Here is a 20,121-nt window from a genome sequence, read left to right as displayed (position 1 = left end):
GAGGTTTTTGTTTCCATAAGCTATTTGTGATGGTATGGTTCGTTTTTAAGGATGGTAAAGGCGCGGTAAAGTTGTTCTACAAAAAATAAGCGTACCATTTGATGTGAAAATGTCATTTTTGAAAGAGAAAGTTTAGCCTGGGCCTGCTTGTAGACTTCATCTGAAAATCCATAGGGCCCGCCAATGATAAAGAATAATTGTTTCATGCCGCTGTTTAACCGCTTCTGAATAAATTCTGAAAATCCTTCCGAAGAATATTGTTTTCCGTTCTCATCAAGAAGTACCACAAAATCTGAAGCAGATAACTTCTCTAAAATGAGCTTTCCTTCCTTTATTTTCTGCTGTTTAGTATCAAGGTTTTTCGTCTTCTTAAGATCGGAAATTATTTCTACTTCAAATTTATTGTAATGCCCCAGCCGGTTTACATAGGTATCAATGAGATGTTGCAGCATGTGATCATCGGTTTTTCCTATGGCGAGCAATTTTATGGTCATGCAGTTAAATTAGTGTTTACTTTGTAACTTTAGCAAAAATAAGGACTCCAATGATTTCAAAAGAACAATTTGAGAAGGAAATTGAGATTATCATAAAAAATGCGATAAGAGAAGATGTGGGCGATGGTGATCACAGTTCACTTGCCTGCATTCCTGAAACTGCAACGGGAAAAGCTAAATTGCTCGTTAAGGACGAAGGCGTACTTGCCGGTGTGGATTTTGCAAAAAGAGTGTTTGAAGAGGTAGACCCTTCATTGAGAATGGAAGTTTTACTAGAGGATGGAAGCAAAATTATTCCGAAGGACATTGCTTTTTACGTGGAAGGATCTTCCCGTTCCATTCTAAAGGCAGAACGTCTTGTGCTTAATGCCATGCAGCGCATGAGTGCCATCGCAACCAAGACCAAAACTTTTGTTGACAAACTGGAGGGGACGAATGCCAGGATCCTGGATACCAGAAAAACGACCCCGGGAATTAGAGCTCTTGAAAAATGGGCTGTAAAAATTGGGGGAGGAGAAAACCACAGGTTCGCCTTGTATGATATGATCATGCTAAAGGACAATCATATTGATTTTGCGGGAGGTGTGAAGACGGCCATTAAGAAAACGCAGGATTATCTTCAGGATAACCACCTAGATCTTAAAATCATAGTGGAGGCAAGAAATTTGAGGGAAATTAGAGAAATTCTGGAAATGGAAGGTGTACATCGTATTTTAATAGACAATTTTAGCTATGAAGATACTAAGAAAGCAGTACAGCTTATCGATGGGAAATGCCAAACCGAATCCAGTGGTGGGATCACCCTGGATACGGCCAGAAAGTATGCGGAATGCGGAGTAGATTTTATTTCAAGCGGTGCTTTAACCCATTCTGTTCATAACCTCGACCTTAGTTTAAAAGCCGTTCACTAGATGAGCAGCCGGGTGGTGTCAAAAAAAAATGATTTCAAGAAGTGGTGGACCCGCAAAACGAAGAGCATCGTGTTGCCCGGTTTTGAAGGGCTTAGTCTATACAATTTAATTATTATTTTTTATGGAGGAATTGTAAAAGGAACCTTTTCCACGAGAGCCAGTGCCATTGCTTTTAGCTTTTTTATGGCGGTTTTTCCTTTTTTTCTTTTCATGTTAAACCTGGTTCCTTTCATAGACTTCATTGACGATTTTCAGATTGAATTCCTGGTTTACCTGGATTCCTTATTACCGCCGGAAACTTCTACATTTTTTGATCCTATTCTTGAAGATATTGCAGCAAAAAAGAGAGGAGGTTTACTCTCTTTCGCATTCCTTTTATCTATTTTTTTGATGGCAAATGGGGTGAATGCGATTTTCACCGGATTTGAATTTTCCTATCATACCCGGGTCAACAGGTCGATTATACGGCAATATATAATTGCAGTGGGAGTATCTATTATTTTGGCTCTGCTGGTGCTGTTCTCGGTGGTAGTGACTATATATCTAACTTATATCATGGAGGATCTAAAATCTGTAGGAGTTGTTTCAAACGAAGTGCTATGGGCAGATATCGGGAGGTATATCATGTTTATTGCCATGATATATGTGGGTGTAGCTACGCTCTACTATTATGGGACAAAAGAAGGGAGGTTGTCCAGGTTTTTTTCTATAGGTGCATTTTTTAGTACTTTTTTGATCATTTTGATGACTTTCCTGTTTGGTATTTATATTGAGAACTTTTCTTCTTATAATGAGCTTTATGGCTCAATTGGTGCATTACTTATATTAATGGTGTATATATGGATAAATTCTAATATATTGTTGCTCGGATTTGAACTTAATGCATCATTAATCAAGCTAAAAAAGAAATAACCTAACTCAATTCTCAAAATCATGAAAAATCTATTTTTATCCTTTACCGCAGTTTTCTTCATTACAGTTTCCTCGGCGCAAACAAAAGTAGGAGGAGTAGAGCTGCCTGCGACTGAAACCTACAAGAATCAAAAAGTAATGCTAAACGGAAGTGGGGTAAGGGAAAAATTATGGATTGACCTTTATGCCGCCGGTTTGTATCTCAGCGAAAAAAGCAGCGATGCAAATGCCATTTTGAATGCAGATAAACCCATGGCCATTAAACTGCATATCGTGTCTAAGCTAATTAGCAGTGGGAAACTGGTTGATGCAGTGACTGATGGTTTCGAAAAGTCCACCGGAGGAAATACGGCACCCATCCAGGGAGAAATTGATAGAATGTTGGGTTTTCTTAGAGAAGATGTAGCGAAAAATGACATTTTTGACCTGGTTTATTTGCCTTCAGAAGGAGGAGTGGTCGCTTATAAAAATGGCGAAGAAAAAGTAACTTTGAAAGGACTGGATTTCAAAAAAGCCCTTTTTGGCATCTGGTTGTCCAACCGCCCTGCAGATGATGGTTTAAAGGATGACCTTTTGGGGAAATAATATGATTTATACAGGTTTGGCGGGAAATTAAAGGATCTGTATTCCTTAATATGTAGAGAAACCGTTCTTTTACAGAATGGTTTCTTTTTTATGCGCAAAGAATTTTATTTTTGCTGAAAAGCCGCTCGCATGTCGCATTTCATAAATGTTATTTTACCGCTTCCTTTGGAAAAACACTTTACCTATGCTGTTTCCGGGGCTGAAGCAGATTTTCTGCAGCCGGGAATGCGGGTGGCAGTGCCATTTGGAAAATCAAAGGTGTATACGGGTATTATTTCAAAGATACACGGGGAGGCGCCACAACTTTATGAGGCCAAGCCCATAGAGCAAATCCTGGATGAGCAGCCTGTGGTGACTCAAAAACAATTGAAGTTTTGGAAATGGATTGCTTCTTATTACATGTGTGCAGAAGGCGAGGTGTTAAGAGCTGCTATTCCAAGCGCTTTTTTGCTGGAGAGTGAAACCGTGGTGCAGCTGAATAAAGAAGCAAAACCTGACGAAGCTACCTTGTCTGATGATGAATTCCTGCTTTTTGAAGCCCTTCAAAGTCAGTCGTCATTAAAGATTCAGGAGATTGTGCAGCTGCTAGACCGCAAAACAGTACTCTCTGTCATTAATTCCCTGGTGGAAAAGAAGGTGGTGGTGGTAAACCAGGAAATCTATGAGCAGTACAAGCCAAAAATGGAGCGCTATGTTCAATTACATGCTGTTTATTCTGAAGAGGCAAAAATGCATGAATTGCTGGACAATTTGGATCGTGCCCCAAAACAGCGGGAAGTGGTATTGACATTATTTTCGTTGGCGGCAAAGACAAAAAAGCATGTAAAGGTTTCCGAATTAAGTAAAGCGAGCAAAGCAAGTGCCACTACTATTAAATCTTTGATCGATAAGCAGGTGTTGGAAGAATTTCATCTTCAAACGCAAAGGATGCAGTACGAAGAAAAAGAAATTTCTGCTGCGGTGGAGCTCAATGAATTCCAGGAAAAAGCACTCGACGAAGTGCAGCAGTCTTTTGAGTCTGAAAATGTTTGCTTGCTTCATGGTGTAACTTCTTCAGGAAAGACAGAGATCTATGTAAAGCTTATTGAAAATGTCATTTCTGAAGGGAAACAGGTGCTTTTCCTTCTTCCTGAAATTGCACTTACGGCCCAGCTTATTTCCAGGCTTCAGAATTATTTTGGGGAACAGGTGGCGGTATATCACAGCAAATATTCGGTCAATGAACGGGTAGAAGTATATCAAAATATTCTTGCCAATAATAAAAATGCGAGAGTGGTGGTAGGAGTGAGGTCCAGTATTTTTCTTCCGTTTCAGGAGCTGGGGCTTATTGTGGTAGATGAGGAACATGAATCTACTTTTAAGCAATACGACCCTGCGCCACGATATAATGCGAGAGATTTAGCTGTGGTGCTGGGGAATCTTCATAAATGCAATGTGCTGTTGGGTTCAGCAACGCCGGCTCTAGAATCTTACTTTAATGCAGATCATCATAAGTACAAACTGGTGAACCTTAACAGGCGCTTCGGAAATGTACTGCTTCCAAAGATCGAGGTGGTTGATATTAAGGAAAAGTATCGAAAAAAGCGGATGAAAGGCCATTTCTCAGACAGGTTGGAGGAAGAGATCAGGGAAACTTTAGGAAATGGGGAACAGGTGATACTTTTTCAAAACCGCCGCGGATTTTCCCCCATTCTGGAATGCAATACCTGCGGACAATCCCCGCAGTGTCCAAATTGTGATGTGAGCCTTACATTTCACAGCCATAACAACCAGTTGCGCTGCCATTATTGTGGCTATCACATGGCGCTTCAGCAAAAATGTATGGCTTGTGGTAGCCCAGAACTTAGTACAAAAGGTTTTGGTACAGAGCAGGTGGAAACTGAGCTGAAAGCACTATTTCCGGAGCATAAAATAGGCCGGATGGACCTGGATACCACCCGCGGAAAACATGGTTATGAAAAAATAATCACTGCTTTTGAAAAAAGGGAGATCGATGTGCTGGTTGGTACCCAAATGCTTACTAAAGGGCTGGATTTTAGAAATGTGAGACTGGTTGGGATTATGAATGCGGATACGCTGCTGAATTTTCCTGACTTTAGGGCGCATGAAAGAAGTTTCCAGCTAATGCTGCAGGTGGCAGGACGTGCCGGAAGAACAAAAGAGCAGGGGTTGGTACTGGTGCAAACCTACAACCCGCATCACAGGATTGTACAACAGGTTTCTACCAACAATTATGTGGAAATGTATGAGGAACAGCTTGAAGAAAGAAGGCAGTATAAATATCCACCTTTTTTCAGGTTGATAAGGATCACTTTGAAGGGCAGGGATTTTTCAAGAGTAAACGAAGGCGCAGACTGGCTTGCGAAAGGATTAAAGCAGGTGTTTGGCGAACATGTGCTGGGTCCAGAATTTCCACCGGTCGCCAGAATTAGAAATGAATATTACAAAAACATTCTCGTGAAGATTCCGCAGGAGCAGTCGGTTACCAGGACCAAGAAGGTCATGGAAAAAATATTTACCAGTTTTAGAGCTATTGGCCCTTACAGGAGTTTAAGGCTGGTCATAAACGTTGATCCCTATTGATTCGCGGCAAGGGCTTCAATAAGATTTGACTTTTTGTGCCTGCTTAAAGGGATTTGCTGCTTGTCAATTTCTATGTTCCTGCTGTTGTACCGCTCAATCTTATCAAGATTTACAATGTAAGATTTGTGAATTCTCAGGAATTTATCTGAGGGAAGCTGGTTCTCAAAAGATTTCATAGTTGCCAACACAACAAAACTGTCTTTTTCTGTAACAAACTTCACATAATCTCCCAGCGCCTCAATATATTTTAACTTATTGAGAAATACCTTACGGTTCTTTAAATTGCTTTTTACGAAGATGTAGTTATCATCTTCAACAGGCATGCCTTCATTTTTAAGCCTGTAAAGGTTGAGTGCTTTAGAGACGGCATTTTGGAACCTGTCTTTGGAAATGGGCTTGTGAAGGTAGTCGATGGCGTCATAATCAAATGCCTTGAAGGCATACTTTGTTTTTCCTGTTACAAAGATGATTTGTGGTTTATTGGGGAGGTCATCCAGCAAATCAAATCCCGAAAGGATCGGCATTTCAATGTCGAGGAAAATAAGGTCAACTTCGGTGTCTAAAAGGCCATTTTTAGTTTCAATGGCATTGTTGTATTCGGCTACTAGTTTAAGGGAAGGATGATCTTTTATCAGCTTTACAATAGACAAACGTTGTAAGCTGGAATCATCAACTACAGCACATTTTAGTATAACATCTTCCACAGTAGTTAAATAGGTTAGTTTAGAGCAATATTACATATAAAAATCAAAAGAAACAATTTAAATTAACCACTGGCCGATTAATCCTGCATTTTGTCATTGAATCTTTGCTTTGAAAATAGAAATATTAATTATATTTTTGCACCCAATTTAATTTAAAGTAAATTTTTATGAATCATTATGAAACTGTTTTCATCTTGAATCCCGTTTTATCTGATGACCAGGTAAAGGAAACAGTTAAGAAATACGAAGATTTTCTTGTTTCTAACGGTGCCAAGATGATATCAAAAGAGAACTGGGGGCTAAAAAAATTAGCTTATCCAATTCAACACAAGAAGAGTGGTTTTTATCACTTATTGGAGTACACCGTTCCCGGTGAAGCTATTTCCCCACTGGAACTTGAATTCAGAAGAGATGAGCGCATCATGCGTTATTTAACTGTGAAGTTAGATAAACATGCGATTGCCTGGGCTGAGAAAAGAAGAAACAGAAATAAAGAAAAAGCGTAAGTATGTCATCTATAGAACAACAAGCGAAAGGAAAGAAAGATGGGGAGATTAGATATCTTACCCCGTTAAATATCGAGACCAGCAAAGCGAAGAAATATTGTCGTTTTAAGAGGTCTGGTATTAAATACATCGATTACAAAGATCCCGATTTCTTAATGAGTTTTGTAAACGAGCAGGGGAAATTGCTTCCACGTCGTCTTACAGGAACATCTTTGAAATATCAAAGAAAAGTGGCTGTAGCTGTGAAACGTGCACGTCATTTAGCATTAATGCCTTATGTTGGCGATTTATTAAAATAAAAAGGGGCTATTATGGAATTGATACTTAAAAAAGACGTAGAGAAGTTAGGTTTTAAAGATGACGTGGTAAACGTGAAGAACGGATACGGCCGAAACTACTTAATTCCTCAGGGTTATGCAGAATTGGCGACTCCGTCTACCAAAAAAGTTTTGGATGAAACTCTTAAGCAACGCGCTTATAAAGAGAAGAAACAAATAGATGAAGCTAAGAAACAGGCCGAAAAATTAAACGGACTTGATATTAAGCTTACTGCCAAGGCAGGTGCAGGTGATAAGATCTATGGATCTGTTACAGATGCAGATCTTTCTGATGCTTTGGCTAAAGAAGGTGTGGAGATCGACAAGAAATTTATTTCTATTGCCGGTGGAAATATCAAGCGTTTAGGGCAGTATGATGCTACCCTTCGTTTTCACAGAGAAGTTATTTCTAACTTTTCTTTTGATGTGGTTTCAGAAGCATAATCTTCTAAGCATATAAAGTAAAGCCTGCTTCTGTTGAAGTAGGCTTTTCTGTTTTATCACCTTAATTTTTAAAAAATGAAGTACGCCCGACTTACCAAAGAACAATTTGATGAACTGCACCAGGAATTCATCAATTTCCTGGCCACGCAAAGCATCACGGCAGATGAATGGGAAGATATCAAAATCAATAAACCTCAAACTGCCGAAGAAGAGCTGGATGTTTTTAGTGATCTTGTGTGGGAAGGAGTGTTAAACCAGGCCAGGTTTTTGGAGCATTTTTCTCCGCAGCAAATTCATCTTTTTAAAATAACTGAAACAGCTCTTTATCTTATAGCTATAAAGGTGGAAGATAAAAAGGTAGATGTTACCACTAGGGCCGGTTATGACTGGCTGCAGCAAAATCTTATGGATGATTCTGTTTCCTTGTATACTTCTTCCAAAGCCATTAGCGATGACCGAAATAAGGATATTTTTGCTCTAATTCAGCAGGGCGCAGTGATTACAAAGGGAGAATTATACGGCTTTTTTGAAAAACATCTGGATTTATAGGAAATGTGTTCTCTCTGAAAAAGAGAACATCGGCATGCTTTCACGGGAGCGCTATTTTTCTATTATTCAATAGCTTGATATACTGGGGACAAAAAACAAGCTGCTTCTCTAAAATTGTGATTTGAATAAGCACTTAGCTTCTTGTCACCCGAATCTTTCATCCGTTCTCGGATGAACTTCTAAGTCTCTAATTTTCGCTTACTCGTACCTTAATGACTCGATAGGATCCTGTTTCGCCGCTTTTACTGCGGGATAACTACCCGCGAGAATCGCTACAAAAATGGTAATTGCGGTTGCCCATAAAATCGCTACCCAGGGAGTTGCAAAGTCAAAACCTGCGGCTGCCGAGACTAAGAGCCCAATAAGAATTCCCAGAATAATACCAAGTATTCCGCCAAGTTGCCCAATAATAAGCGTTTCCATAAAAAATTGGGTTGCGATCGTGTTCTTTTTGGCACCTAATGCCTTTCTAACACCAATTTCCCGGGTTCTTTCAGTAACCGAGACCAGCATGATATTCATAAGTGCGATGGAAGACCCAAAAATGGTAATAATGGAAATCGCCCAGGCTGCTAAATTCAGGTATTTTGTGATAGAAAAGATCCTGTTGATCAAATCATCGCTTCGGCCCATCCCAAAATTATTATCTTCTATAGGGTTTAAGCCACGTATGTTCCGAAAGGTAATTACCGCCTCGTCCTGTGCCCCTTCCAGCATTTCCTTATTGTCAACTTTTACGCTTATTTGATAATTAATATTGGCTTGCGTATAAACTGATCGTGCGATTTCAATAGGAATTAAAACCCTTAGATCCTGGTTATTTCCAAAGGTAGAGCCCTCAGATTCCAAAATTCCCACTACGGTGAATTTTACACCGCGAACACTTATGGTTTTTCCTATTGGATCTTCATTCTGAAAAAGTCCGTCCTTGAAATCTGAACCAAGAACAGCAACATTGTTATTATTCTGAACATCAAAAAAGGTGAGGTTTCTGCCTGCTTCCAGAGAAAGACCGGAATTTTCCAGGAAATTCTCATTGATCCCTACAATGCTAACTTCGGGATCTGTCTTTTCATTCTCATATTTTACTTCAGCAGAAGAGGTTCCGGTAAATGAAATGGAAGTCTGGGTGCCGGGATATACGTAATTTTCTTTGAATTGTTTTACTTCACGATAGCCAATAATGGGATTTACTTTCTCAATTTCGCCGCCGTTCATACGCACTTCAGAATCATATCGCTGCAGGTTAAACGTGTTGGCTCCCATAGAAGCAAAATCACTGCTAATGGTGTTTTCAAGGGCATTTACAGCACTCAAAATCCCTACAAGCGCTGTGATTCCAATAGCGATGATTAAAACGGTAAGTATGGTCCTTAGCAATTGACTCTTAATTGAATCAAAAGCGATCCTTACATTTTCTTTAAAAAGTGAAAACATTGGTTTGGCTAAATTTATTTATTAGACGCATTTCAACCTAAGATGTTACAGGCGCTATTACTATCTTTTAAAAATGCTGCTGTAATATTAAGAATGCCAGGGGAATTTACATATTCCTGAGAAAAGCTGATATTCTTCAACAGGCAAAACTTCCTTTTCGGGCATTTTTTCAGATATTTGCGCTTCTAAATATATGATCCAAAAATGGCACAAAAACCTTCTATTCCAAAAGGAACCCGTGATTTTTCTCCTGCTGAAGTTTCAAAGCGAAATTATATTTTCGAAACGATAAAAGAACAATTTCAGAAGTTTGGTTTCCAGGCTATTGAAACTCCAAGTTTCGAAAACAGCGAAACTTTGATGGGAAAATATGGAGAAGAAGGAGACAGGCTCATTTTTAAGATTCTTAATTCAGGTGATTTTCTAAAGAAAGCAGATCCAGAGGCTTTTGAGAAGAAAGATAGCTTAAAAATCACTTCTTCTATTAGTGAAAAGGCCTTGCGTTATGATCTAACCGTTCCTTTTGCGCGTTACGTGGTGCAACACCAGAATGAACTGGAATTTCCATTTAAAAGATACCAGATTCAGCCGGTGTGGCGGGCAGACAGGCCTCAAAAAGGGCGTTTTAGAGAGTTTTTTCAATGTGATGCAGATGTAGTGGGAAGCACGAGCCTATGGCAGGAAGTGGAATTTGTGCAGCTTTACGATGCCGTTTTTACCAAACTTGGACTTCAAGGAACGACGATTAAGATCAATAATCGGAAAGTGTTATCTGGTTTTGCGGAAGTTATTGGTGAATCTGACAGGTTGATTGACTTTACAGTGGCGCTGGACAAGCTGGATAAAATAGGCGAGGAAGGTGTGAAGAAAGAGATGCTTGAAAAAGGAATTTCTAAAGAAGCAATTGAAAAAATACAGCCTATTTTTAGCTTAAGCGGAAGTTTTTCAGATAAAACCGCAGGTTTGAAAGATATTCTTGCTACTTCTGAAGTCGGTAAGAAAGGAATTGAAGAGCTGGAATTCATTAATTCAGCAATTGAATCTCTTGGACTCGAATCTGCCACTTTAGACCTGGACGTAACCCTTGCCCGCGGATTAAATTATTATACAGGTGCCATTTTTGAAGTTTCTGCGCCAAAAGAAGTGAAATTAGGTTCTATTGGTGGCGGTGGCCGTTATGATGATCTTACAGGTATTTTCGGTTTAAAAGATATGAGCGGTGTTGGGATCTCCTTTGGGTTAGACCGAATATATCTCGTCCTGGAAGAATTAGAATTATTTCCCGAAACCGTCGCTCAAAACACCAAGGTACTCTTTATCAACTTTGGAGAAAAGGAAGCACTTTATGCCTTAAAAGCGGTGAAAAAGCTGCGGACATTGGGCATTACTTCAGAAATTTATCCCGATTCGGCAAAAATGAAAAAGCAAATGACCTATGCCAATCGGCGCGATATTCCGTTTGTAGTTCTCGCCGGTGCCGAAGAAATGGAACAGGAGAAATTCACCCTGAAAAACATGAAATCTGGTGAACAGTTTACGGTTTCTCTCGAGCAAATGCTGGAGAAGGTGAAGTAAGACTTTATTTGCTTATTTCATTTAACCTGTTCATTTCCTCTTTTGAAAGACTAAGGTTTACAGCCTCCTCAAACGATTTTAAGTGAGAAGATTTTGTTGCGCTCGCAATAGGAGCGGTTACGCCGGGCCGTTGCATGAGCCATGCCAGGGCTACGCCTGCATTGGATACCTCATGATTTTTTGAGATTTCATCTAAAGTTTCGATAATCTTTAAGCCTTTGTCATTGAAGTATTTTTTAACCATTTCCTTCCGGTCCTGGTTTTCAAGGTCTTCTTCCTTCCTGTATTTCCCGGTGAGAAATCCGCTGGCGAGCGAAAAATAGGGAATTACACCTAAATTATTCTGGAGACAGATCTCTTCTAATTTTCCTTCAAATTTGCTGCGTTCAGCGAGGCTGTATTCCGGCTGGAAAACCTCGTATTTCGGAAGATTTTCTTTTTCTGCGGCATCCAGGGATTCTTGCAGGCGTTCCGCAGACATGTTTGAAGTTCCTATGTAGCGGACTTTCCCTTCATCCACCAGCTTTTGGTAAGCTGCAAGGGTTTCTTCAACAGGGGTTCTATTGTCGTCAAAATGGGTAAAGTAAAGGTCAATATAATCTGTCTGCAGGCGCTTCAGGGAATCTTCAGCAGCCTTTAAAATGTAATTTTTTGATATGTTTTTTTCTCCGCCCTGTTGCATGCTGGAACCAACCTTGGTAATGAGGGTGATTTTATCTCTAAGGTTACGTTCTTTCATCCATTTTCCAATGATCTTTTCTGAAGTGCCGCCTTCCACACCATCGGCCCAGCGAGAATATACATCTGCAGTATCAATGGTTCTAAATCCTTTTTCAAAGATCTCATCGAGCATCTTAAAAGATTCCTTTTCATTAAGGGTCCATCCAAAAACATTACCTCCAAATACGATGGGTGGTATTTGTAAATCTGTATTTCCCAGTTTTATATTTTTCATCTTCTTCAGTTTTACATTTACCATAAAGATAAAAAGCGTATAAAAGAACGAAGACTTCTGAAGAAAGTTTTGCAAGGATTTAACTCCAAAAATGGCATTTTTGGATGTTCTTTTTTGTGGCTTCTATAGCTGGAAGTTCCAGTAGAAGAAAGAAAAGATCTTAGCTGAAACAATATGGACACCTTATAACTGGAAATAAAGAAAAGACGAAAAAAATTAATCGCTCTCTTCCATATCTTCTCTTAGTGCTTCCAGATAAGCAATTTCCATTTCGCTGTTGAAAATACAATCCTGGTCTTCAGGATTCTTTTTGATAGTCTCTAATAATACTTCAATCCTATCGTAAATTTCTATTAATGTCATTTTGCAGGGGCTTGTGATTACATAAATAGTACATTATGAAATAACATCAAAGCAGAAATTACAAATTCTAAAGATTTTCAGAATTAATGAAGATTCCTGCTGAATTTTCGACCAAGTTCAGGTCCGGAATTAAAATATATATCCTTATAAATTGATTTTCAGAACTTTGTATCTTATTTTTTTATAAATTTAATCGTTACAATAAGTCAAATTCCCCCTGCTGCCTTTTCAGAATAAACCAAAGAGATGAAGAATCGAAAACTTTCCTGTTCCTGCATAAGCCGCTCTCCATTGTATTGCATTATTCCACCATATATGCTGGAGGCCATGGCTGCTTCGTCAAATGAACAAGTAAGAAAATTTGCCATTAGGAATATAGAATGTTCTACAGAAATGAGGACGGAAAGGCGCTTAACTGCACCGGAAACAGTAGCTTCCATTCTTCCTAACAGAGCAGGAAAAAACCGGGAGGTCTATGATATGATGAACAGGCGCAACCGCAGAGATCTACTGCCCGGTGTGTTGGCGAGGAAAGAAGGTGACCCTCCGGTAGAAGATGTAGCAGTCAATGAGGCCTATGACCATTCTGGGCTTACTTACGACTTTTACCGGGAAATATTTGACAGGGATTCCCTGGATGATAATGGACTTTCATTGATTTCTTCGGTGCATCTCGATGAGAATTACAGCAATGCATTCTGGAACGGTAATCAAATGGCCTATGGAGATGGCGACGGAATCGTTTTTCAGAGATTCACCAAATCCCTTGATGTAGTGGGACATGAATTGACACACGGAGTGATTTCATATACTTCCAACCTGGTGTACCGAAATGAATCGGGGGCTATAAATGAGCATTTGGCAGATGTTTTTGGAACCCTTGTAAAACAATGGGTTAAGAAACAAGCGGTAGATGCGGCCGACTGGCTCATTGGTAATGATATTCTTATTTCGGCACCCACCAGGAGGGCGATAAGAGATATGAAGAATCCGGGAACGGCTTATATCAATGACCCAGATTTAAATGGATCTGATCCGCAACCCGATCATATCTCGAAAAAATATGCAGGTTCCATGGATAATGGCGGGGTGCATATCAATTCAGGCATTCCCAATAAGGCGTTTTGTGAAACAGCTATTAGGTTGGGTGGATTCGCATGGGAAAAAGCAGGAAAGATTTGGTATGAAACCATGTTGCAGCTAACTCCTACCAGCGACTTCAGCCGAATGGTGAAAATTACGAAGAACATAGCTGAAACCAGTTATGGGATCGATAGTGAGGAATTTAAGGCTGTGGAATATGGTTGGCAAACAGTAGGATTATGAGGGTGAGATGTTATAAAAGCGGTGGCTTCCTTGGACAAACGAAGACTTGTGATTTTGAGCTCGAGGAATTGAATGGGACAGAAAAAGATGCCTTGCGAGAGGTTCAAAAAAGAAGCCGTCAAAGCGAAGAGGCTCGTGACACTTATGTTTATCGCTTTCTCTTTATTGAAGAGAATCCCGAAAGAGAAGTGGTGATTGATGAAACCCTTATTAGTGAGGAAATGCTTCCAATTATAAAAAAAGTTAATGAGAGACTGCGATGAACATTAATTTGCTAAGTGCTTTATGGCTTCATTTCTTTCCTTTTATACAGGAAGGTGTGCACGATACAGGTTCCTTTTCAGTCAACTGGTATGTACTTATTTCAGCGGTTTCCGGATGTTTGCTCCAGGAGTTCATTTACTGGTTTGAGCTTCGACATCAAATTGCTAGGGGAGAGGTTCCGCCAGAATTGAATTCTACTGCATACTGGGTCATTACCTGTTCTTCGGTCATTATTTTTTCTTTAGGCTCCTATTTTTATTTTACTATTTCTGAAAACCAGGAGGATTTAAGTTTTTTCACCATTGCCATCTTTTCAGCCGGTTTCCCCAGGCTTTTTAAAGGCGCCGTGCAGCAATTAGGAACTCCTAAACCTTCCAGAAATGACAATAAATCCTTTATTTCTGAAAGTAAAAATAACTTTGGGGTAAAAAAATATCTCATGATGAGATGAGGATATGCAATAGTTGCATAAGGCGAAAGTAGAAATTCCACCAAAAATGTCATTTTAGGAAAAAAACTGGCTTCGTTCTTCCTACAAAATTTATCGTGCAGGATAAAACAATAATGGTGCCCAGAGGAAGGAAGACTTTTTAATATGTACTTGCTGGGCAAACTTTTTTTTTGCTTCTGGCAGTTGTAGTGTCATGGAAATAAAAAAGGCTTTGAATTTTATCAAAAGAGATTTAAATGGCGATTCGAAAATTTAAGTGGTGGAGCATAAACTACCCCCTGAAAAAAATATTACCTGAAAGTAATGACGACTTACCTCTTCCTTTTTGGACGTTATCAAAAATTCAAAAAACTTACCCCTTATTATAATATGATACACCCCAAAAGTTTAGGGTCAAGCTAAAATTCAGTTTAATCTAATGGTTAACTTTCGTGGAATAGGGACAGCCCGTCTCTAAACCATCATCAAAATATTTACCAGAAATAAAATCATCTAAATAATAAAAAATTATTGTATGACAATAATTTTTTATATTATTGCAATAATATTTTATGCTTTATTGTATGAGAAAATCAATCATTATTTCCAGAGTTTTAAATTATATCTCGAAGATCCTTAGTGGTTTATACTTAATTACTGGATTTTATGGGGTATTTAGCTGGGTTACCAAAACGAATTTGCTAATAAAAAATATGCAAACAATTATCACCTACCCATTTACAGATGTATCATTTTTAATTTTAGACAGCAATGCAGAGTATTTAATCTTTTCATTTTTAATTCCTGTTTTTGCTTATGGTTTATTTTTTTGGTTACTGTCTAATGTTTTTAAGGTTTTTTACCAAGACAAGTTATTTACAATAGAAAATGTTGTTCATATGCGACGGTTTTATCTTGTCAATATTTTTCTACCTACTGTGTTAACTATATTCACATCGTTTTTTGTGCAGATAGATCGCGAATTGTTTTTAATCATTATCCTGCATCTTGTTATTGGGGTTTTTGTGTTTTTCATGTCAGAAATATTTAACCAAGGACTGCATTTACAAAACGAACAAGATTTATATATCTAAACTATGCCAATTGTAATTAATATAGATGTAATGCTTGCCAAACGAAAAATGAAGAGTAAAGAATTAGTTAAAGAAATTGGCATTACTCCTGCAAATTTATCCATACTCAAAAATGGAAAAGCTAAAGGCATACGCTTTGAGACTTTAGAAAAAATATGCCAAGCTTTAGATTGTAAACCTGGAGACATCATAGACTATGTAGACTAATGCTCCCTTAAATACTACCTCATGTACACATTGAATATCAACAATGTGTCCCTTGTGTGTAACAACGGACACCAAGCTCTTAGTGCCATAAATTTAGAGATAAACAAAGGTGTTTTTGGCTTACTGGGGCCTAATGGCGCTGGTAAATCTTCGCTTATGAAAACCATTGTAGGTTTGCAAAAGCCATCAGAAGGTGAACTTTTTTTGAACGGGGTTGATATTGTAAAAAAGCCATTGGAGATACAAAAGCAACTAGGTTTTTTACCACAGTATTTTGGTGTTTATCCTAAAGTTTCGGCTTATAGTTTATTGCAACATTTAGCCAAATTAAAAGGTATTCATAATAAGAAAGAGCGCCATGATCAAATATTGAATCTTCTGGATAAAGTAAACTTAGTTGATGCTAGAAACAAAGAGGTACACACATATTCAGGAGGTATGAAACAACGTTTTGGAGTGGCTCAGGCATTATTAGGAAATCCAAAAATAGTAATAGTAGACGAACCTACAGCAGGATTAGACCCAGAAGAACGTAATAGATTCAATGCTTTACTAAGCGAAATAGGTGAAGATATTATTATTTTATTATCAACTCATTTGGTTGAAGATGTACGAAATCTTTGTTCGGAAATGGCGATAATTAAAAAAGGAACTATTGTCACTAAAGGTAGCCCAAATCATTTTATTGATGTACTGCGTGGGAAAATTTGGCAAAAGGCTACCAACAAGAACGAGCTGCTTAGCCTAGAGTCAAAATATAAAGTAATCAGCAAACAATTTATCGAAAGAGTAATGCATGTAACCGTTTATGCAGATGCTTGCCCAATCGGGTTTAAAGCTGTAACGCCAAATTTGGAACACGCCTACTTCACTTATTTAAACAACGCAAAATGAAAACAGTTTTAATTAACGACATATGCAGCTCGCTAAAACAAATAGCGACGCAATTTGCTTTGTTGGTTTATTTGGTGATCGGTTTTTTTGCGGGTTTTAAGTTTCATATTAATGTAGGTAATAATATTGCAGCCAATGCGCCCTACTCAGTTGGTTTCATGACCGGTTTGTTAAGCTTAATAATTATTTTGATAGCAACACTGCTGGCTTTTACGGGGCTATTTAAGGAACGCGATAGCAATTTTGGTTTGATAGTTTTTACCACACCCATAAGAAAACGCGTCTTTGCTTTAACACGCTTTTTATCCTTTTTTTTACTAACAATATTTAGCTTTTTCATTTTAATACTTGGTTATGTTATAGGACTGCATGTTCAAACAGATTCTGAAATCCTTTCAGGATTTTATCTATGGCATTACGTATATCCTTTTCTAATTTTTGGCGTGGTAAATAGCTTACTGGTATGCAGCCTGCTGTTTTTCTTTGCGAAAAAATTTCAGAATAAATTATTGGTTGCTGTTGCAGGTTTAATGCTGTACATGACCTATATGATTATGTTGATGTTTTCGAACGCACCGTTTATGGCGCAATCGTTACCACAATCTTTATTTGCTCAAAAAATCTCTGCCATAACGGATGTCTTTGGGTTATCAGCTTATTTTTATGATGCCAAAGAATTTAGTGTTTTTGAAAGAAACAATAAAGTTGTTTCGCTTAATAATATTCTATTGATAAATCGATTCGGTGTTGTTTTGCTATCATTAGTATTTGTAACATTAGGTATTCGCGTGTTCTCATTTCTGCCTGTTTTCAAGCAAAAGTTAAAAAGGAAACACGCTGTCGCAGCTCCTAAAAAGATTAAGCGTTTAGATGTGCCACTTGCAATAGCAGACACGCAGTTTAATTCGAAAACAAAACAAAAAGCCCTATTCTCCTTCGTAAAAATCGATCTCATTTATCTGTTTAAAAGTATTCCGCTTATTTCGGTTTCTGCTTTACTTTTATTTTATGTAGGTGTAGAAATGTATGGCGATATTGATATGGGGATTAGGTTACCGCAAAAGTACGCTAGCTCTGGCTTACTGGCTAAAACTATAAATGAAACCTTTTACTTTATAGGTGCTTTGGTTCTGGTTTATTTCACCAATGATGTGTTTTGGCGCGCTAGAGCTAGTGGTTTTTCTATAATTCAAATTACTACCTATTACGCAAGAGAGCGATTAATGGGTCATGGCCTAAGCATAGTGTTTTTAATTCTTTTTCTTACGGGTCTAATGCTATTGGAAGCAATTAGTTTTCAAATTATTTTCCAATATCCCTTTGTTGATTGGCAGGCGTATTTTGGTGTTCTTGTTTTTAATACATTCCCTCTTATACTTATATCTTTAAACCTGCTTTTTATTAATTCCATAAGTAAAAGTAAATCGGTTGCATTAGGGGTTTCAATTTTGTTTTTCTTATTGTTCGTAACTCCTATTTCAAAAAGCATTATAACAAATCCGTTGTTTAGGTTCTTATCTGGGTACAAAGGTGCTTATAGCGATTTTATAGCTTACGGATCCTATTTACTGCAGTTTACCTATAGGTTGATTTTTGGGTTTTCCTTTCTTGGTATTCTATTTTCTTTATTTCATTTGATAAAAACTAAAGCCAAAAGAAACAGTATGCTTATGGCTTTTATTGCTTCTGTATTTATAGCAATTGCAAGTGGTTATGTTTTTTTAGAAGGCTATGACCCTAAAGACAAAGAGTCTGTTATTTTAGAGGGTGTTGCTTACGAAAAGAATTACCGAAAATACCAAAACCTTCCACAGCCAACGATAAAAAAGGTGAACACTGAAATAGATCTATTTCCTGAAGAACAAGCATACCATGTAAAAGGAACTTATTGGTTGGTAAACCAAAACAAGCAAGCTTTAGATTCTATACTTATTAGTGTCCCTAAAGATTTTGAGGTACAATCGCTTTTATTTATTTATAAAAATGATACTATAAAGCTACATGATGCTATTTCAGAATTGCAATTAAAACAGGCGGTACAAACTCAGGACACGGCAAAACTGGTATTCGAATTGACTTATGAATGGCGTGCAGTTAACGGTCATAATCCTTTTAATGCTATTATTAAAGATGGTTCTTTCATGCGGATTAGTCGTTATTTTCCTCAATTTGGTTATGATGCTAGCAAGGAGATTTTAGATAATACTATTAGAAACAAGCATGCATTGGGGGAAGCAACAGCCATGAAACCATTTGATGCTGAAAAGACCAATATAGATGATTTTATTGCGTTGGACATGCAAATTTCAACAGTTAAAAATCAAATTGCTGTTGGTACTGGTGCATTAAAAACACATTGGCAAGACGGCAATAGACAGTACTATAAGTACCAAGCAGATTCCATACCTTTTAGGTTTGCCGTTTCATCGGCTAAATATGAGGTTAAACGAGTAGATTACAAAGATATTTTTATTGAGGTTTTATATCATCCTTTACATGAAAAAAATGTGGACCATCTTATAGAAAATGCAAAACTTTCTCTAGACTATTGTACCAAATACTTTGGACCCTATCCTTTTTCTTCCATTCGATTTGCAGAGGTTTCATCGTTTACACAAGGTTTTGCAGGAACGGCTTATCCTGGTGTTATATTTATGACAGAGCACATGACTTTTCACGCAAACATAGCTGATAATCATAATCAGGACGTTATCAATGAACTGGCCGGGCATGAAGTGGCGCATTTTTGGTGGGGAACAAACCAGATTAACCCCGATTATCGTGAAGGCTATGCGATGCTTACAGAAAGCTTGGCTATGTATACAGAAATGATGATTTATAAAAAAATGTACGGTAAAGATAAGATGCTAGAACGCTTGGCAGTACATAAGCAAATTTATGACGCAGAAAAGGGCTTTAGTGAAGATTTATCTTTATTAAAAGCTACAAAAAATAATGCTTTTATTTCTTATTCTAAAGGTGCTATTGTTTTTGTAGAATTGAGCGAATTACTTGGAGAAGAGCGGTTGAATTTTGCATTACAATCTTTTTTAACCAAACATAACTATCCACATGCTAAACCAACTTCAACGGATTTACTAAAAGAAGTTCTAAGGGTTAGCGATACTAATTTAGAACAGAAAATTAAAGCTATGTTTGAGTGAAAAATTTTACAGATAACTTAAATTTTTTGGGAAGTCCAAAATTTAATTTTTTAATGCTGTATACCATTTTTAGTAATACTATATATCTTTATTACTTGCGGGTGTATTTTGGCAAGCAATCTGCCCGAGTGGGTAAGTTGGTTTTTATGTTGAGAAATAAATTGGTGAAATAGTGGTATTAAAAACGTATTCCAATTGACTCCTATGAAATATTGGAAAATAAGATCAGATTCTGTACTTAATCTGTACTCGGGGAAAAATAAAAAAGGCTTCCAGTTTCCTGAAAGCCTTTTAAAGTAGCGAGAACGAGATTTGAACTCGTGACCTCCGGGTTATGAACTTGATGTTTTATCTATGCAATTCCAACTAAAACCATGCAAAATATTTGATTCCCAGTGCTTTATATA

Annotated in this window: 21 protein-coding genes; 16 read left to right on the top strand and 5 right to left on the bottom strand. The window is 37.8% G+C overall.

What is annotated here, in order from left to right; genetic code table 11:
• Positions 1-20: 20 nt before the first annotated feature.
• Positions 21-494 carry a 23S rRNA (pseudouridine(1915)-N(3))-methyltransferase RlmH gene (gene rlmH, locus ACOV1Q_RS09630; RefSeq protein ID WP_424494166.1) on the bottom strand — a complete coding sequence of 158 codons (474 nt, stop codon included), beginning with the start codon at positions 492-494 and terminating at the stop codon, positions 21-23.
• A gap of 50 nt (positions 495-544) precedes the next feature.
• Here rlmH and nadC point away from each other — a divergent pair, with 50 nt between their 5' ends.
• From nadC to priA, 4 genes are all read left to right on the top strand, one after another.
• Positions 545-1,405 carry a carboxylating nicotinate-nucleotide diphosphorylase gene (gene nadC, locus ACOV1Q_RS09625; protein WP_424494165.1) on the top strand — a complete coding sequence of 287 codons (861 nt, stop codon included), beginning with the start codon at positions 545-547 and terminating at the stop codon, positions 1,403-1,405.
• Positions 1,406-2,317, top strand: a complete 912-nt coding sequence (locus ACOV1Q_RS09620) for a YihY/virulence factor BrkB family protein (RefSeq protein WP_424494164.1) — start codon at positions 1,406-1,408, stop codon at positions 2,315-2,317.
• Positions 2,318-2,338: 21 nt separating this feature from the next.
• Positions 2,339-2,902: a chalcone isomerase family protein gene (locus ACOV1Q_RS09615; protein WP_424494163.1), complete on the top strand. Its 564-nt coding sequence runs from the start codon at positions 2,339-2,341 to the stop codon at positions 2,900-2,902.
• A 129-nt stretch (positions 2,903-3,031) separates the two neighbouring features.
• Positions 3,032-5,485: a replication restart helicase PriA gene (gene priA, locus ACOV1Q_RS09610; RefSeq protein ID WP_424494162.1), complete on the top strand. Its 2,454-nt coding sequence runs from the start codon at positions 3,032-3,034 to the stop codon at positions 5,483-5,485.
• Here the strand turns inward: priA and ACOV1Q_RS09605 are convergent.
• Entirely contained in the window at positions 5,479-6,189 is a 711-nt protein-coding gene (locus ACOV1Q_RS09605; protein ID WP_424494161.1) for a LytR/AlgR family response regulator transcription factor, read from the bottom strand. The genes priA and ACOV1Q_RS09605 overlap by 7 nt on opposite strands.
• A 167-nt stretch (positions 6,190-6,356) precedes the next feature.
• On the opposite strand from ACOV1Q_RS09605, the gene rpsF reads away from it, so the two are divergent.
• From rpsF to ACOV1Q_RS09585, 4 genes are all read left to right on the top strand, one after another.
• Entirely contained in the window at positions 6,357-6,695 is a 339-nt protein-coding gene (rpsF, locus tag ACOV1Q_RS09600) for a 30S ribosomal protein S6 (protein ID WP_424494160.1), read from the top strand.
• 2 nt (positions 6,696-6,697) lie between these two features.
• Positions 6,698-6,994, top strand: coding sequence for a 30S ribosomal protein S18 (rpsR, locus tag ACOV1Q_RS09595; RefSeq protein ID WP_424494159.1), 297 nt, complete (start codon positions 6,698-6,700; stop codon positions 6,992-6,994).
• Between the two features lie 12 nt (positions 6,995-7,006).
• Positions 7,007-7,456 (top strand): 50S ribosomal protein L9, encoded by a 450-nt coding sequence (gene rplI / locus ACOV1Q_RS09590; protein WP_424494158.1) that lies wholly within the window; start codon positions 7,007-7,009, stop codon positions 7,454-7,456.
• Positions 7,457-7,531: 75 nt separating this feature from the next.
• Positions 7,532-8,005: a DUF6495 family protein gene (locus ACOV1Q_RS09585; RefSeq protein WP_424494157.1), complete on the top strand. Its 474-nt coding sequence runs from the start codon at positions 7,532-7,534 to the stop codon at positions 8,003-8,005.
• Between the two features lie 198 nt (positions 8,006-8,203).
• On the opposite strand, the gene ACOV1Q_RS09580 is transcribed toward ACOV1Q_RS09585, so the two are convergent.
• Positions 8,204-9,442 (bottom strand): ABC transporter permease, encoded by a 1,239-nt coding sequence (locus ACOV1Q_RS09580; protein WP_424494156.1) that lies wholly within the window; start codon positions 9,440-9,442, stop codon positions 8,204-8,206.
• Between the two features lie 204 nt (positions 9,443-9,646).
• Here ACOV1Q_RS09580 and hisS point away from each other — a divergent pair, with 204 nt between their 5' ends.
• Positions 9,647-11,017: a histidine--tRNA ligase gene (hisS, locus tag ACOV1Q_RS09575; protein ID WP_424494155.1), complete on the top strand. Its 1,371-nt coding sequence runs from the start codon at positions 9,647-9,649 to the stop codon at positions 11,015-11,017.
• Between the two features lie 4 nt (positions 11,018-11,021).
• Here hisS and ACOV1Q_RS09570 read toward each other — a convergent pair whose 3' ends face one another.
• Both ACOV1Q_RS09570 and ACOV1Q_RS09565 read right to left on the bottom strand, forming a co-directional pair.
• Positions 11,022-11,972, bottom strand: a complete 951-nt coding sequence (locus ACOV1Q_RS09570; protein WP_424494154.1) for an aldo/keto reductase — start codon at positions 11,970-11,972, stop codon at positions 11,022-11,024.
• A 216-nt stretch (positions 11,973-12,188) separates the two neighbouring features.
• Positions 12,189-12,335 (bottom strand): hypothetical protein, encoded by a 147-nt coding sequence (locus ACOV1Q_RS09565; RefSeq protein WP_424494153.1) that lies wholly within the window; start codon positions 12,333-12,335, stop codon positions 12,189-12,191.
• A gap of 246 nt (positions 12,336-12,581) precedes the next feature.
• On the opposite strand from ACOV1Q_RS09565, the gene ACOV1Q_RS09560 reads away from it, so the two are divergent.
• From ACOV1Q_RS09560 to ACOV1Q_RS09530, 7 genes are all read left to right on the top strand, one after another.
• Positions 12,582-13,661 carry a M4 family metallopeptidase gene (locus ACOV1Q_RS09560; RefSeq protein ID WP_424494152.1) on the top strand — a complete coding sequence of 360 codons (1,080 nt, stop codon included), beginning with the start codon at positions 12,582-12,584 and terminating at the stop codon, positions 13,659-13,661.
• Positions 13,658-13,924 (top strand): protealysin inhibitor emfourin, encoded by a 267-nt coding sequence (locus tag ACOV1Q_RS09555; protein ID WP_424494151.1) that lies wholly within the window; start codon positions 13,658-13,660, stop codon positions 13,922-13,924. Before ACOV1Q_RS09560 ends, ACOV1Q_RS09555 begins: the two co-directional genes overlap by 4 nt.
• Positions 13,921-14,376: a hypothetical protein gene (locus tag ACOV1Q_RS09550; protein ID WP_424494150.1), complete on the top strand. Its 456-nt coding sequence runs from the start codon at positions 13,921-13,923 to the stop codon at positions 14,374-14,376. The genes ACOV1Q_RS09555 and ACOV1Q_RS09550 overlap by 4 nt, the downstream gene beginning before the upstream one ends.
• Before the next feature lie 692 nt (positions 14,377-15,068).
• Positions 15,069-15,449, top strand: a complete 381-nt coding sequence (locus ACOV1Q_RS09545) for a DUF2975 domain-containing protein (RefSeq protein ID WP_424494149.1) — start codon at positions 15,069-15,071, stop codon at positions 15,447-15,449.
• Positions 15,450-15,452: 3 nt separating this feature from the next.
• Positions 15,453-15,656: a helix-turn-helix domain-containing protein gene (locus tag ACOV1Q_RS09540; protein WP_424494148.1), complete on the top strand. Its 204-nt coding sequence runs from the start codon at positions 15,453-15,455 to the stop codon at positions 15,654-15,656.
• 21 nt (positions 15,657-15,677) lie between these two features.
• Positions 15,678-16,550: an ABC transporter ATP-binding protein gene (locus tag ACOV1Q_RS09535; protein ID WP_424494147.1), complete on the top strand. Its 873-nt coding sequence runs from the start codon at positions 15,678-15,680 to the stop codon at positions 16,548-16,550.
• Positions 16,547-19,714, top strand: coding sequence for a M1 family aminopeptidase (locus tag ACOV1Q_RS09530; protein WP_424494146.1), 3,168 nt, complete (start codon positions 16,547-16,549; stop codon positions 19,712-19,714). The genes ACOV1Q_RS09535 and ACOV1Q_RS09530 overlap by 4 nt, the downstream gene beginning before the upstream one ends.
• Positions 19,715-20,121: the final 407 nt, after the last annotated feature.

This window comes from Salinimicrobium maris (assembly GCF_049680855.1).
In the GTDB taxonomy this organism is placed as follows: Bacteria; Bacteroidota; Bacteroidia; order Flavobacteriales; family Flavobacteriaceae; genus Salinimicrobium.
The sequence above is the reverse complement of the archived record's forward strand: the minus strand, read 5'-3'. Positions and strand labels throughout refer to the sequence as shown.